This window comes from Streptomyces sp. NPDC008313, assembly GCF_042956125.1.
GTDB lineage: Bacteria > Actinomycetota > Actinomycetes > Streptomycetales > Streptomycetaceae > Streptomyces.
Map to the genome: position 1 here is coordinate 223903 of NZ_JBIBFR010000009.1, position 14030 is coordinate 237932.

Consider the following 14030-nt stretch of genomic DNA (forward strand, 5'->3'; position numbering starts at 1 on the left):
GGTTGTCGTGGGCGTCGAGGTCGTCGTGGTCGTCGTGTCGCGGACGGCGGTCACTGCGGGGTGCCTCCTTGGACGCCGGTGCCCATGCGGGTGTTGACGTCGACGCCGGGACCGGTTCGCGTACGCGGGCGGGCCGGCGCCGGCTCGGCGAGGACGCGGCTCATGTCCCGTACCGCCTGCCAGGTGCCGCGCCAGGTGCCGGTGACCTTGGAGGCGCCGGTGCGCGGGAGGTAGGGGACGTCGTGCTCCGTGATCCGCCAGCCCGCGTCGGCGGCGCGGACGACCATCTGCAGGGGGTAGCCGCTGCGGCGGTCGGTCAGCCCGAGGGCGAGCAGCGGCTCGCGGCGGGCGGTCCGCAGCGGGCCGAGGTCGCGCAGGCGCAGGCCGGTACGGCGGCGGAGCATCCGGGCCAGCGCGAGATTGCCCGCGCGGGCGTGCGCGGGCCAGGCGCCCCGGGCCTGCGGGCGGCGCCGTCCGAGGACCAGATCGGCGCGGCCGTCCCGCACCTCGCGCACGAAGGGCCGGAGCAGGGAGGGGTCGAGCGAGGCGTCGCAGTCGCAGAAGCACACGATGCCGGCGGTCGCGGCGGTCAGCCCCGCGTGGCAGGCGGCGCCGAAGCCGCGGCGCTCCTCGTGCACGACGGTCGCGCCGAGGGCGCGGGCCCGCCGGGCCGAGCCGTCCGTCGAGCCGTTGTCCACGACGATCGCGCGCCAGCCCTCCGGGATCCGGGCCAGCACCCAGGGCAGGGCCTCGGCCTCGTTCAGGCAGGGCAGGATCACGTCGACACCCGAGGCTCGGGGGTCTTCCGTTCGGGGAGAGGTCGTCACGGCTCTCACCCTACGGAGACAAAAGCCGTAACTCGGACTTCCTCTCCTTACGAAACACGGACGTCGGGTGGCGGGACCCCTCCGGGGGCAGCCCTCGCGCGCACCCGGTGCGACGCTGGACCGCATGGAGCAACAGCCGCCTGCCGCACGGTCCGCGTCCCAGCCCCCGCCGGACCGGGTGCTGGTCGTGGACGACGACCCGACCGTCGCCGAGGTCGTCTCCGGATACCTGGCCCGCGCGGGCCACACGGTGGACCGGGCGGGCGACGGCCCCGAGGCGCTGGCGCGGGCGGCGGACCACTGGCCCGACCTGGTGGTCCTCGATCTGATGCTGCCGGGGATGGACGGCCTCGAGGTGTGCCGGCGGCTGCGCGAGCGCGGGCCGGTGCCGGTCGTCATGCTCACCGCGCGCGGCGACGAGGACGACCGGATCCTCGGCCTCGAAGTCGGCGCCGACGACTACGTCACCAAGCCGTTCAGCCCCCGCGAACTGGTGCTGCGCGTCGAGTCCGTACTGCGCCGCAGCCGCCCCGCGTCCGGCCCGCGCCCGGCGGGGCCGTTCGGCGCGGCGGGCCTCACCGTGGACCCCGCCGCCCGCCGCGCCGCCAAGGACGGGGCGGAACTGGCCCTCACCATCCGGGAGTTCGACCTGCTCGCGTTCTTCCTGCGCCATCCGGGCCGCGCCTTCGGCCGGGAGGAACTGATGCGCGACGTCTGGGGCTGGGACTTCGGCGACCTCTCCACGGTCACCGTCCACGTCCGCCGCCTGCGCGGCAAGGTCGAGGACGACCCGGCCAGGCCCCGCCTGATCCAGACGGTCTGGGGAGTCGGCTACCGCTTCGACACCCCCGGCCCCGGCCCGCTCGCCCAGGAGTCCTGACCATGCGTGACCTCCTCCTCATGGCACTGTTCGCCTTCCTCGGGGCCGGGGCGGCCGGGCTCGCCGGGGCCGGGGTGCTGGTGCTGATCCGGCGGCGTTCGCTGACCGCCTCGCTCACCGTCGTGGCGGCCGTCGCGGTCACCGCGATGCTCGCGGGGACGCTGGCCGTGGCATGGGCGATGTTCCTGTCGCCGCACGACCTGACGGTGGTGACCACGGTCGTGGCGATGGCCGCCGTCGTCTCCCTCGCCACCGCGCTGCTGCTCGGCCGCTGGGTCGTCGCCCGCAGCCGGGCGCTGACCCTGGCCGCCCGCTCGTTCGGCGACGGCGACTTCGCCGCGCCCGACGGGCCCGCGACCGCCGAACTCGCCGCGCTCAGCCGTGAGCTGCAGGCCACCAGCGCCAGGCTCGCCGAGTCCCGCGACCGCGAACGCGCCCTGGAGGCCTCCCGGCGCGAACTCGTCGCCTGGATCTCGCACGACCTGCGTACCCCGCTGGCCGGACTGCGCGCCATGTCGGAGGCGCTGGAGGACGGCGTCGCCGACGAGCCCGAGCGCTACCTCCGCCAGATCCGCGCCGAGGTCGAACGCCTGAACGTGATGGTCGGCGACCTCTTCGAGCTCTCCCGCATCCACGCCGGTGCCCTCGCCCTGTCCCCCTCCCGGATCTCCCTGTACGACCTGGTCGGCGACGCCCTGGCCGGCGCGGACCCGCTGGCCCGCGAGCACGGCGTACGGCTCGTCGGCGACCGCGTCGAGCCGGTCCCGGTGGAGGTCGACGGCAAGGAGATGAGCCGGGTGCTCGGCAACCTCCTCGTCAACGCGATCCGCCGCACCCCCGCCGACGGCACCGTCGCGGTCGCCGCCGAACGGTCCGGCGACGGCGTCGTCCTGTCCGTCACCGACGGCTGCGGAGGCATCCCCGAGGAGGACCTGCCCCGCGTCTTCGACACCGGCTGGCGCGGCACCCACGCCCGGACGCCGCCCGCCGGTGCGGGCCTCGGCCTCGCCATCGTGCGCGGCATCGTCGAGGCCCACCGGGGCCACGCGGCCGTCCGCAACGTCACCGGCGGCTGCCGCTTCGAGGTGACGCTCCCCGCCCGAGGCGTGCGGCAGCCGGTACAAGCCGAGGCATAGGAGGGCGTTCGCCCTCCGTACGTGTCCCCCGCGCGGGCGCAGCGGTTACGGTGCTGACGTACGTGATCGATGGGGAGGGAAACCATGCCCGGAACCGTGCTGCTCCTCGCGGCCTCGCCCATGGGCAAGGGGTGCCTAATGGACGCGGCCTCCGTGCTCCCCGTGCTCGCCGCCGTCTCACCGGCGGTGCTGTCCGGCGCGGAGACGGCCAACGTCGTCGAACTCGCCGACCCGCTGGAGCCGCAGGCCGTGCTGACCCGGCTGCGCGCGGCGGCCACCGCGCCCGGGCCGCTGACCGTCTTCGTCGCCGGCCAGCTCCAGCTGGACCGCCGTCAGCACCTGCCGCATCTGGCGCTGGCCCGCACGACCCCGGCGACGGTCCGCTACACGGCGTTCCCCTGGCAGTGGATCGCCGAGGAACTGCGGCTGCGCCCGCCGGGATCCACCACGCTCTTCGCCGATCTGCACGCCGACGCGGAGACCTGGGACCATCTCGCGGCGCACCCGCTGACGGCGGGCCGGTCCGCCGCCCTGTACGGCAGGGTGGCGCCGCCCCCGCCCCGCCGCAAGGTCGCGGCCCCCGCGTACATGAAGGCCCTCGCGACGATCCTGCGCAGCGGCCACCGGCCCGCCCCGGAGCTGCTTCACCAGCAGACGCTCACGCGGGTGTGCGCCGAGGACCCGGCCGCCGCCCGGACCGACCTCGTCCTGGCCCCGGCAACGGTCCCGGCGGCGGGGCCGGCGGCCGTGCCCGGCGCGGGGCCCTTCGCGCGGCCGGTGCCGCCCTTCGCGCCCGCCTTCCCGGCGGCCCCGCGGACTCCGCCCGCCGTCGTCCCCGCGCCCGCACCGGCCGCCCCCGCACAGGCCCCCGCACCCGGACGGGAAAGCGGCGCGGAACCGGACACCCACGCCCGGATCGCCTCCGCCGTCCGGGCCGGCCGGCACGCCGAGGCCGCCGCGCTCGTACGGGAGCGGGAGCGTGAGGCGTCGCGCGCGTACGGGCCCGGTTCGGAACAGGTGCTGCACTGGATGGAGGTGGCGGCGGACCTCGCGATGTTCGCCGGGGACGCGGCGCGCAGCTGCCAGGGCTGGCTGGGCGTCGCGCGGGCCCGGCTCGCCGCGGGTCAGCGCGCCGACTCCGCCGCCGTCGAGACGGCGGTCGACCGGGCGCACCACCAGTGGGGCCGCGTCCGCGACGCCGCCCGCGCCCGTGAGCTGGGTGGCGCGCTGGCCGAGGTGCGCCGCCGGGTGCCCGGCCGCCGCGAGGGCGCCCTCCACCACGTACGGCAGCACCTGCGGGAGCTGGAGTCCTTCTGACGGATCTCCGTGGCGTCGCCCACGGAGATCCACCAGAAGGACCCTGGAGGGACGCGACGGCCGGGGACGCGGGCCGTTGAGCGGCGCGTTCAGGAGCCGAGCGGGGCCTTCGCGAACTCCGTCATGCCCTCCGTGAAGGAGGCCTCGGCCTTCCAGCCCAGCTCCGCCCGCAGCCGGGCCGGGTCCGCCGTGATGTGCCGGACGTCGCCGAGCCGGTACTCGCCGGTGACCAGGGGGTCCGGGCCGCCGTACGCGGACGCCAGCGCCCGGGCCATCTCCAGGACGGTGTGCGGGTCGCCGCTGCCCGTGTTGTACGCGGTGAACGAGGCGTCGGGCGCGACCGCCTCCAGGGCCAGGACGTTGGCCGCCGCCACGTCGCGCACGTGCACGAAGTCGCGCCGCTGGCCGCCGTCCTCGAAGACGCGGGGCGCCTCGCCGCGGGCGAGGGAGGAACGGAAGAAGGAGGCGACGCCCGCGTACGGGGTGTCGCGGGGCATCCCGGGCCCGTAGACGTTGTGGTAGCGCAGCGACACCGCCCCGGCGCCCGTCGTCCGCGCCCACGCCGCCGCGAGGTGCTCCTGGGCGAGCTTGGTGGTGGCGTACACGTTGCGCGGGTCGGCCGGGGCGTCCTCGGCGACCAGACCGGGCGTCAGCTCCCGTCCGCACTCCGGGCACCGGGGCTCGAAGCGCCCGGCGTCGAGGTCGCTCACCGCGCGGGGTCCGGGCCGCACCACCCCGTGCGCCCCGCACGCGTACCGCCCCTCCCCGTACACGACCATCGACCCGGCGAGCACCAGCCGCCGCACCCCCGCCTCGGCCATGGCGGTCAGGAGGACGGCCGTGCCGAGGTCGTTGCGGGAGACGTACTCCGCCGCGTCGCGGAAGCCGGTGCCGAGCCCGACCATCGCCGCCTGGTGGCAGACGGCGTCGACGCCGTCGGCGAGGGCGGCGGTGACGGCCGCCCGGTCCCGGACGTCCGCGCCCTCGCGCAGGTCGTAGCCGACCGGCTCGTGCCCGCTCGCGGTCAGCGCCGCGACGATCTGTGTCCCGATGAACCCGGCCGAGCCGGTGACCAGTACGCGCATGGACCGAACGCTAGGCCCGCGAGGGGGCCGCGGCGTGGAGGGCGGCGCCGATGTCACGGCTCCGTAAGACACCCAAGGCCACGTCCGCCCGGCTCGTCACGGCTCGGGAACAACGCGTCACGTTCGGTGTCGAGATCCAACTGCCGTGACATCATGAGGAGTTATGGCTGAGGGGGAGGAAGACCGGCGCAGGACGATCCATGTGCGCCTCGCGGAGCCCGCGCGGGAGGGCGACGTCGCGGCGCTGAAGAAGTGGCTGGAGCGGGAGCACCGTCTGGAGGAGCTGGCCCGGGACCGCACGGTGCTGATCCACGAGCGGGCCGCGCCGGACGGGCACGGCAACCCGATGGGCGCCGGCACGGAGATCGTGCTGCTGCTGGCCGGCTGGGCGAGCAACAGGATGTTCGACGAGGTGATCGCCCAGACCAGACGCGCGGTGGAGGCGTGGCGGGTCAACCGCCGCTCGGTGGAGAGCGGCGAGCCCCCCGAGGCCGAGATCCGTCCGGGCGTCGACGAGCGGTAGTCCCGTGGTGTCCTTCGACCCACGGGGAAAGGTGAACCGGGCACTCCTCGTCGGGGTGTCCCGGTACGACGTGAAGGCGCCGGCGGATCCGCACGGGGTCCCCGGCGACCTCCGGGCCGTCGAGCACAACGTCGCACGGCTGGGCGAGGCGCTGGTGCGCGGCGGGGTGTTCGCCGAGGACGAGGTCACCCGCTGCGCGCCGAGCGGCGTCGACGAGTTCAACCAGGCGCTGAACGAGGCGGTGGCCGGGGCCGAGGGGCTGCTGCTGTTCTACTTCGCCGGGCACGGCGCGGTGCCCAGCGCCGGCGACGAGCTCTGGCTCCAGATGCGCAACGCGATGACCGTGCCGGGCGACAAGGCCGTCTTCCAGGGGGCCTGGCCGTTCAGCAGCGTGCTCACGGTCCTCGCCACCGCGCGTGCCCGGCAGGTCGTGGTCATCCTCGACTGCTGCAACGCGGGCAACGCGGCGCAGATCTGGGACACCTTCCGGGACGCGGACCGGCAGGCCGTGTCGCTGCTGATGAGCGTGCAGGCCAACAGCCGTATCGACGCGGGCGACGACGCGACACCGACCCCCTTCACGGCGGAGCTGGTGCGGCTGCTGACGGAGGATCCGGACGGGGACGGCACGGGAACCGGGGAGGGCGCGGACGGCACCGGAACCGGGGACGGCCCGGACGACGGCCTCGTGACCTTCGCCGGGCTGGCCGAGGCGCTGCGCGAGCGCCTGCCCGCCCTGGGCCTGCTCACCCTGCGCGCGGAATCGTGGCAGCCGCAGAGCAGGCCCGCGCCGTCGGGCGAGGACGTGATCCTCGCCGACCGCACCACCCCCGCACCCGACCGCACCACCCCCGCGCCCGGCCACCCCGAGCCCGCGCCCGGGCCCCCCGCACCCGCCCCCCGGCCGCCCGCCGCTCCCGTACGGCCGCGTCCGCGCGCCGCGCTCGCGGCCCTGCTCCGCGCCGCCCGTGCCCCGCGTCCGCCGTGGCCCCGGTCCCGGCGGGCCGTCCCCGGGGTCTCCGTCCGCCCGTCGCCGCGCAAGGCCCTGGGCCTGCTGCCCCGGGGCGCGCTCGGCCGGGCGGGCGCCGCCGCCGTCGCCGTGGCCCTGCTGGCGGGGCTCGGCGTGGCGGTCCGCGAGCTCGTCGCCGACTCCGGCGCGCCCTGCCGCCCGCCGCTCGAACTGCGCCTGCTCACCGACCCGGACCTCGAACCCACCGTCCGCAAGGCGGCGGACACCTACCTCACCTCCGACGCGAACCGGACCGCCGACGGCTGCCGGCGCAGCGGCATCACCGTCTACGGTGCCGGCGCCGCCGACGCGGTGAACGGCTTCCACGAGCAGGCCGACCCCTGGCAGGAGCCCCGCGGCGACGACGTCAACCCGCAGCGTGACGTCGGACCGCAGCCGGACATCTGGATACCGGCGACGTCGGCGAGCGTCACCCGGGCCGCCCAGGCGCCCGACAAGTGGAAGTGGGTCACCCTGGACGCCGACTCGCCGCCGTTCGCGTACTCGCCGATGGTGCTCGCCGTGCCGCAGAACATCGCCGCGGAGCGGGTGGGCGAGCGGACCGGGCGGAGCCTGGCGGGGCTGGTGGCGGATCTGCGGGAGCGTGACGCCGACGCGGACGTACGGCGTACGGACCCGGAGTTCACCGACTCCGCGCTGCTGGCGACGGCCGGGCTGTACGGGGCGGACGGGGGCGGCGCCGTGGAGCCCGGCGCGGTGGGCGCGGGCGAACAGCGGGTCGCCCAGCCGGGCCCGCCCGCCCCCACCGGCGCCGACCTGCTGTGCGCGCTGCCCGACGACGACACCGTGGACCGGCGGACCGCCGCCCTCGTCCCGGAGTTCCTGCTGCGCAGCGGCGTCTCCTGCGACAGGAGCACCCGCACCCCGCGGATGGCGGCGTACCCGGACGACGTGCCGGCCCTCGACCCGGTGTTCGTCCACGTCAGCTGGTACGAGGCGGACCGTGACACGGAGGCGCGCGGCGAGGCGGTGCGGCGGTTCGAGGAGTGGCTGACCGGCGGGGAGGGGCTGGCGGTGTTCGGGCAGGACGGTTTCCGCAGCCCGCGCGGCGATCACGCGCCGCTCGACCCCGGCGGCCCGGGCGCGGGCGTCCTGCGTGCCCCGGGCGGGCTGCCCGCACCGGCCTCGGCGGGTGCCCTGGACAGCGCGCTGACCGCGTACCGGAAGGCGGGCGGGCCGGGCAGGGTGCTGTTCCTGCTGGACAGTTCGGGCTCGATGGGCGACCTGTGGGACGGGCCGGGCGGCGGCCCGGGGATCGTGCGGCAGGCGTTCGCGGGCCTCGGCGACGAGGACGAGTACGGCGTCTGGGCGGTGGCCGCGCAGCCCGGCGGCCGGGGCACCCACAGCGTCCTGCTGCCCTTCGGCCGGCACGCGCGCGGCGAGGCCGAGCAGACCCTCGAACGCGGCGCGGCCGTGCGGGAGGTGGAGGCCGATCCGTACGCGGCGCTGACGGCGGCCCTGGAGGAGATGGACCGGCGCGGCGGCCACGACGACCGGCCGCAGCTGATCGTCTACGTCACGGACGACGAGGACAACGACCACCTCGGGGGAGAGCGGATGAAGGACCTGCTCGCGGCGGCGGGGAAGCGGCGGATCCCGGTGGTCGTGGCCGCCCTGGACAGCGGCGGCTGCGACCGCGGGAAACCGGACGCCCGGATCTCGGCGGCGTCCGGCGGCCGCTGTCTGGACACGAAGACCGATGTGGTGGCGGGGCTGCGCGACGAGGTGGCCCGGACCGGGACGGGGGACAAGTGAGGCCGCCCCACCGGCCCTCAGGCCGGCCGCCCGGCCGCCCGCGCCGGCTCGCCGCCGTCCTCGCCTCCCTGCTGCTCGCCGCCTGCGCGTGCACGGCGGACGGCGGCGCGGACGGGGACCCGGGCGGCGGGACCCACGCGGTCACCGGGGAGATCGTCGTGGCCAGCGGCCGGGACGTGACCGGGGAGGGCGGGGTGCGGGAGCAGCTCATCGACGCCTGGAACGAGCGGCAGGAGAAGCGGGACTCCGGGGTGCGGGCGCGGCTGGTGGAGCTGCCCGGCTCCGCCGACCTGCAGCGCAGCCAGCTGCTCGGGGCGCTGCAGTCCGGCAGCGCGCGCTACGACGTGGTCAATCTGGACGTGACCTGGGTGCCGGAGTTCGCCGACGCCGGGCTGATCCGGAAGCTGCCCGACGACATGGTCGACGACGACGTCGTCGCGTCGGTCGCGGAGACGGCCCGCTGGGACGGCCAGGTGTACGCCGTCCCCTTCAACAGCGACGTCGGTCTCCTCTACTACCGGCGCGACTATCTGGCCGCCGCGGGCGTGAACGACACCGACCTGCCCGCCGGGACGAGCTGGCGGAAGGTGCAGCAGCTCAGCAGCACCCTCGACGACGCGGGCGAGGACCGCCCGAAGGCGTACGAGAAGGGCTGGACCACCCAGCTCGACGCGTACGAGGGCCGCACGGTCAACGCGGTCGAGTCGTTCGCGTCCGCCACCGGCGGGGCCCGGCTCACCGACGGCCGCGGCCGCTACACCGGTTCGGTGGAGACGCTGGAGCGGGGCATCGGCGAACTCCGGGACCGTACGCAGACCCCGTACACCCTGCCCGCGGCCTTCCACTCCGGGGAGGACCGGTCGCTCACGGACTTCGCGGACGGGAGGACGGCGTTCCTGCGGCACTGGCCGTACGCGTACCGGACCCTGCACCAGTCGCTGGACGACCGGCGGCTGGGCGTGGCGCCGCTGCCGGGCAGGGCCGTGCTCGGCGGGCAGAACCTGGCGGTCACCCGGGCGTCCGGGCAGCGCGAGGCCGCCGAGGACCTCATCAGGTTCCTCACGGGCGCCGGGAGTGAACGGTGCCTGCTGGACGCGGGGTTCGCGGCGACCCGTACGTCCGCGTACACCGACGACGGTCTCCGCTGCGAGGCGGCGGGGACCCGCGGGGCCTCCCCGGCGTCGCCCTCCGCCTCGGCCTCCGGGGAGTCGGCCGACCGGATGCCGCGCGACGCGCAGGGCCGCCCGGAGTACGCGCGGGGCGTCCTGCTGCCCGCGCTGCGGCGGGCCGTGCAGCGCCCGAGGACCCCGCTGTACGGAGCCTTCACGCAGACCTTCTCGACCACGCTCGGCGCGCTGTTCACCGACGACCCGCCCTCGGACGCGCGGCTGGCCAGGCGACTCGACGAGGCCCTGCACGACGTCCTGGAGGACTGACGCCTCAGCGGGCGAGGCAGGCCAGCGCCCCCGACACCATCGCCCGGATCCCCGGCACCAGCGTCACCGTGTCCGGGGCGAAGTGGGGGCTGTGGTTGCTGGGGACGGCCGCGAACTTCTCCATCAGGTCGTTGCCCGGCGCCGCCGCCCACTGCTCGGGGGAGGTGCTGGTGACGAACCAGTACGAGTACGGCAGCCCGCCCTCGGCGAGCCGGGGGAAGTCCTCGCTGCCCATCGCCGGGCCCGGGTCGAGGATGGTGGCCGCGCCGAAGACCTGGGCGTGGACGGCGGAGATCATGCGGTCGGTCTCGGAGTCGTTGACGGTCACGGGGAAGCTGTTGCCGACCGTCACCTCCGGTTCGCGGGGGCAGCCGGCGGCCGCGCACTCACCGGCGGCGATGCGGCGGATCGCGGCGATCATCCGCTCCCGGACGTCGTGGGACTGCGTCCGCAGGTTCAGGGAGATGCGCGCCTCGGACGGGATGATGTTGTGCCGGGTGCCCCCCTCTATCCGCCCGACGGTGAGCACGGCGGGGTCGCGCGGAGCGACCTCGCGGGAGACGACGGTCTGCAGCCGGGTCACGAGGTAGGCGGCCGTCACCACCGGGTCGACCGTGGACTCCGGACGCGAGCCGTGACCGCCGCGCCCGTGCACGACGATGTCGACGTCCGTGGCGGCCGAGAGGATCAGTCCGGGCGTGTGCGCGTACATCCCCGTCGGGCCGGGGGCGGCGTGCTGGGCGAGCAGCACGTGCGGGCGCGGGAAACGCCGGTACAGACCGTCCGCGACCATCAGGGCGGCGCCCTCGCCGGTCTCCTCGGCGGGCTGGCCGACGACGACGAGCGTCCCGGACCAGGCCTCGCGTCCCGCGGCGAGCGCCTCGGCGGCGCCGGTCAGCCAGGTGACGTGCAGGTCGTGCCCGCAGGCGTGCATGACACCGGGGGTCTCGGAGGCGTACGGCAGTCCCGTCTCCTCGGTGACGGGCAGCGCGTCCATGTCCCCGCGCAGCAGGACGACCGGCCCGTCGCCGTTGCGCAGCACCCCGACGACGCCGGTGCCGCCGACGCCCTCCGCCGTCTCGTACCCGGCGGCCCGCAGCCGCCCGGCCAGCTTCGCCGCCGTGCGGTGCTCGCGCAGCGACAGCTCGGGATGCCGGTGCAGGTCCCGGTAGAAGTCCTCCAGCGACCCCACCGGGAGATCGGCGGTGAGGTCCAGCGCGACACGTGCGGCGGAAGAGGTCACACGCCCAGCGTAGGTGTCCGGGGCGCGCGGGCGTGGTCCGGAGCGAGGACGGCCGCGGAGCGGGTGGCCGCGGAGTCGTCGGCCACGTGGCTGCCCGGCTGGACGGGGGGCCGGCCCGAGGGGCCCGCGTTGGCGGCCGTGACCAGGGCGGCCACGGCGATCAGGGCCGCGCCGAGGCCCCTGGAGTAGCGCGCGGGTATACGTCGGAGCACGGCGACCTCGCAACGGCGGCGTATAGCGGTGTATTAATCAGGTTTAATGGTGCGCTTAACGTAAAGGCTTCCGCCCGTAAACGGCAAGAGGGCACCGGCAGTTGGGCGGCGGCCGGGAAGCACGCGAGGGCAAGCCGACTTAATGGCATGCTTAATTCATGGTGGATCGCGACGACCCGGGGATCATCGGGCGCAGGGTGCAGCAGCTGCGCACGGAGCGCGGTCTGACCCAGCGGCAGCTGGCGGAACCGGCCTACACACCCGCCTACATCTCCACCCTGGAGGCCGGCCGGGTGCGGGCCTCGGAGCCCGCGCTGCGGCACATCGCCGACCGGCTCGGCGTCGCCTACGACGAGCTGACGACGGGCCGCCCCGCCCACCTCGCCACCGACCTGCGGCTGCGGCTGACCGACGCCCAGCGGACCCTGGCCACGGGCGCGGCCGAGGTGGCGCGGGAGCAGTACGCGGCCCTGCTGACGGAGGCCGACGCGCACGGGCTCACCGACGAGCAGGCGGCCGCGCTGCTGGGGCTCGGCGAGTGCGCCCTGGAGACCGGCGACCTGGAGACGGCACGGCTGCGCTTCGAGGAGTCGGAACAGCGCCTCGGCGACGCCTCGCTGCCGGTCCGGGTGCCCGCCCTGCGGGGCCGCGCCGTCGCCCACTACCTCGCCGGTGAACTCCGTTACTCCTGCTACCTGTTCGAGACCACGCTCGACGAGCTGAACCGGACCGGGATGCACGACCCCGGAGCGCTGCTCCTGCTGTACACGGGCGTGATCGCGCCGTACATGGACATGGGCGCGCACGCGCGCGCCGCGCAGGCGGCCGAGTTCGCGCTGGCGCTGGCACCGCAGGTCGCCGATCCCGCGCTGCTGGCCCGGATGCACCGCTCCGTCGCCCGCACGATGATCGCGGAGGGCCGGTTCACGGAGGCCGACGCGTCGCTGGGCAAGGCCGCCGAGCTCTACAGCCAGCTCCGCATCCGTACGGAGCTCGCCAACTGCCACTGGATGCGCGGCTACCTCTACGCGCAGCACGGGCGGCTGGAGCGTGCCGAGGAGGAGCTGCGGGAGGCGCGGGCCATGCACACCGCCACCCGCGGCGCCACTCTCTACACCAGCCAGGTCGCCGTCGAGCTCGCGGACGTGCTGCACCGGCGCGGCAAGTCGCAGGAGGCAGCGGAGCTGCTGCGCGAGGTGCTCGGCGACCTGCACTTCGAGCGCGGCGCGGTGCACTCGGCGGGCGCGCACCGGCTGCTGGGCATCATCGCGGAGGACGCCCGGGACACGGACGCCGCCGAGGAGCACTACGTGCGCGCGCTGAGCCTGCTGGAGCGCGCGGGCGCCGCAGGCGACCTTGCCGACCTGTGCCGGCTGCTGGGCGACCTGCTGCGCCGCACGGGCCGCACGGAAGCGGCGCTGGACGCCTACCGCACCGGCCTCGGCCACCGCACGGCGCCGGGCACCACGACGCTCGGTCCGGCACCCGCCCAGCCGCCCCTGTGAGGGGCGCGGGCGCGCGCGGGCCGCGCCTCAGGTGGCGGTCAGAGCACGTCCATGCGGCTGTACGGACTGGGGATGCGGGCCGTGTGGGAACCGAAGTCGACGAGCATCGCGATGCCCTCCTCGACTCCGATGACCGTGCCCAGGCCGAATTGGTCGTGGGAGACCCTGTCGCCGAGGCTGAAGTGCTTGGGCGAGGGCACGGCCGGAGCTTTGAAGGGACTGGTGGGGAGCTGGCGCCGGGGCGCTGAGGGCTTCGTCATCGTGCTTCCAGTATGCGCCTAGGAGGCCGTGAATGGTGGGGCCGGACGGACTCGGAGCCATACCGTTCCGGCTACGACGGCCCCCCGCAGCGCCGTCCGGAGGCGGGATCACGGGCGCCGCGGGGCGGGGGACGCCGGTGCCGTGGACGGGCCGCCGTGGTCGACGGGGCGCCCGCGCGGTGTGTTTCGATGTGCGGCGTACGGGACCTGTACGCACATCTGTGCACTCGGGGGAGCACGGGGCCCGGGAACTGTCCGCAAACTCCGGCGGGGGGCATGACCGAGGAAGAGTTCGACGCGTTCTACGCGACCGCGTTCCCGCGGCTGACCGGCCAGATCTACGCCTTCACCGGGGACCACGGCGAGGCGCAGGACGTCGTCCAGGAGGCGTTCGTCCGCGCCTGGGACCGGCGGCGCGCGTTCCTCGCCGACGGGGCGCCCGAGGCGTGGGTGCGGACGGTGGCGATGCGGCTCGCGGTGAGCCGCTGGCGCCGGGCGCGTCGCTGGCTGGAGCTCGTCCGGCGCCTCCCGCAGCAGGAGCACACGCCGGGCCCCGGCCCGGAGCGCGCCGCGCTGGTCGCCGCGCTGCGCGGACTGCCCGAGTCGCAGCGCATGGCCGTGGTCCTTCACCATCTGTGCGACCTCAGTGTCGAGCAGGTAGCCTCCGAAACCGGTGCTCCCGTGGGAACGGTCAAGGCCCGACTGTCCCGCGGCCGGGCGGCCCTGGCGCGTGAGCTGTCGGCGGGCGAGGGGGTGTCTGCCACATGAGCGTGCGTGCCGGACACCGCGACGCCGCGGGCATGTGTCAGACACCTCCTAGG

Annotated in this window: 13 protein-coding genes; 8 read left to right on the plus strand and 5 right to left on the minus strand. The window is 75.7% G+C overall.

Annotated elements, in window-relative coordinates; genetic code table 11:
• Window positions 1–50 precede the first annotated feature (50 nt).
• The gene (locus ACFY93_RS14665) at window positions 51–836 is read right to left on the minus strand and encodes a glycosyltransferase (RefSeq protein ID WP_391357871.1); all 786 of its coding nucleotides are present in this window, start codon (window positions 834–836) and stop codon (window positions 51–53) included.
• A 115-nt stretch (window positions 837–951) separates the two neighbouring features.
• On the opposite strand from ACFY93_RS14665, the gene ACFY93_RS14670 reads away from it, so the two are divergent.
• The 3 genes from ACFY93_RS14670 (at window position 952) to ACFY93_RS14680 (ending at window position 4160) form a co-directional block, all read left to right on the plus strand.
• On the plus strand, window positions 952–1707 hold the full coding sequence (locus ACFY93_RS14670) for a response regulator (protein WP_391357874.1): 756 nt from the start codon (window positions 952–954) through the stop codon (window positions 1705–1707).
• 2 nt (window positions 1708–1709) lie between these two features.
• The gene (locus tag ACFY93_RS14675) at window positions 1710–2843 is read left to right on the plus strand and encodes an ATP-binding protein (protein WP_391357876.1); all 1134 of its coding nucleotides are present in this window, start codon (window positions 1710–1712) and stop codon (window positions 2841–2843) included.
• An 84-nt stretch (window positions 2844–2927) separates the two neighbouring features.
• Complete coding sequence (locus ACFY93_RS14680; protein ID WP_391357879.1) at window positions 2928–4160, plus strand: hypothetical protein; 1233 nt, start codon at window positions 2928–2930, stop codon at window positions 4158–4160.
• Window positions 4161–4249: 89 nt separating this feature from the next.
• Here ACFY93_RS14680 and ACFY93_RS14685 read toward each other — a convergent pair whose 3' ends face one another.
• Complete coding sequence (locus ACFY93_RS14685) at window positions 4250–5245, minus strand: NAD-dependent epimerase/dehydratase family protein (RefSeq protein WP_391357880.1); 996 nt, start codon at window positions 5243–5245, stop codon at window positions 4250–4252.
• 163 nt (window positions 5246–5408) lie between these two features.
• On the opposite strand from ACFY93_RS14685, the gene ACFY93_RS14690 reads away from it, so the two are divergent.
• Genes ACFY93_RS14690 through ACFY93_RS14700 form a run of 3 tightly spaced genes read left to right on the plus strand, consistent with a single transcriptional unit; the run spans window position 5409 to window position 9989 of the window.
• Complete coding sequence (locus ACFY93_RS14690; RefSeq protein WP_391357882.1) at window positions 5409–5768, plus strand: hypothetical protein; 360 nt, start codon at window positions 5409–5411, stop codon at window positions 5766–5768.
• 31 nt (window positions 5769–5799) lie between these two features.
• On the plus strand, window positions 5800–8553 hold the full coding sequence (locus ACFY93_RS14695; protein ID WP_391357884.1) for a caspase family protein: 2754 nt from the start codon (window positions 5800–5802) through the stop codon (window positions 8551–8553).
• A complete protein-coding gene (locus tag ACFY93_RS14700; protein WP_391357887.1) occupies window positions 8550–9989 on the plus strand; it encodes an extracellular solute-binding protein in 1440 nt (479 codons plus the stop codon). The genes ACFY93_RS14695 and ACFY93_RS14700 overlap by 4 nt, the downstream gene beginning before the upstream one ends.
• 4 nt (window positions 9990–9993) lie before the next feature.
• On the opposite strand, the gene ACFY93_RS14705 is transcribed toward ACFY93_RS14700, so the two are convergent.
• Together ACFY93_RS14705 and ACFY93_RS14710 are read right to left on the minus strand one after the other, a co-directional pair.
• Complete coding sequence (locus ACFY93_RS14705) at window positions 9994–11232, minus strand: amidohydrolase (RefSeq protein WP_391357890.1); 1239 nt, start codon at window positions 11230–11232, stop codon at window positions 9994–9996.
• Entirely contained in the window at window positions 11229–11444 is a 216-nt protein-coding gene (locus ACFY93_RS14710; protein WP_391357893.1) for a hypothetical protein, read from the minus strand. Before ACFY93_RS14710 ends, ACFY93_RS14705 begins: the two co-directional genes overlap by 4 nt.
• Window positions 11445–11602: 158 nt before the next feature.
• Here ACFY93_RS14710 and ACFY93_RS14715 point away from each other — a divergent pair, with 158 nt between their 5' ends.
• Window positions 11603–12949 (plus strand): helix-turn-helix domain-containing protein, encoded by a 1347-nt coding sequence (locus ACFY93_RS14715; protein ID WP_391357896.1) that lies wholly within the window; start codon window positions 11603–11605, stop codon window positions 12947–12949.
• A gap of 38 nt (window positions 12950–12987) precedes the next feature.
• Here the strand turns inward: ACFY93_RS14715 and ACFY93_RS14720 are convergent, their stop codons facing one another.
• Complete coding sequence (locus ACFY93_RS14720) at window positions 12988–13209, minus strand: hypothetical protein (RefSeq protein WP_391357899.1); 222 nt, start codon at window positions 13207–13209, stop codon at window positions 12988–12990.
• Between the two features lie 276 nt (window positions 13210–13485).
• On the opposite strand from ACFY93_RS14720, the gene ACFY93_RS14725 reads away from it, so the two are divergent.
• Window positions 13486–13977 (plus strand): SigE family RNA polymerase sigma factor, encoded by a 492-nt coding sequence (locus ACFY93_RS14725; RefSeq protein ID WP_391357902.1) that lies wholly within the window; start codon window positions 13486–13488, stop codon window positions 13975–13977.
• Window positions 13978–14030 lie beyond the last annotated feature (53 nt).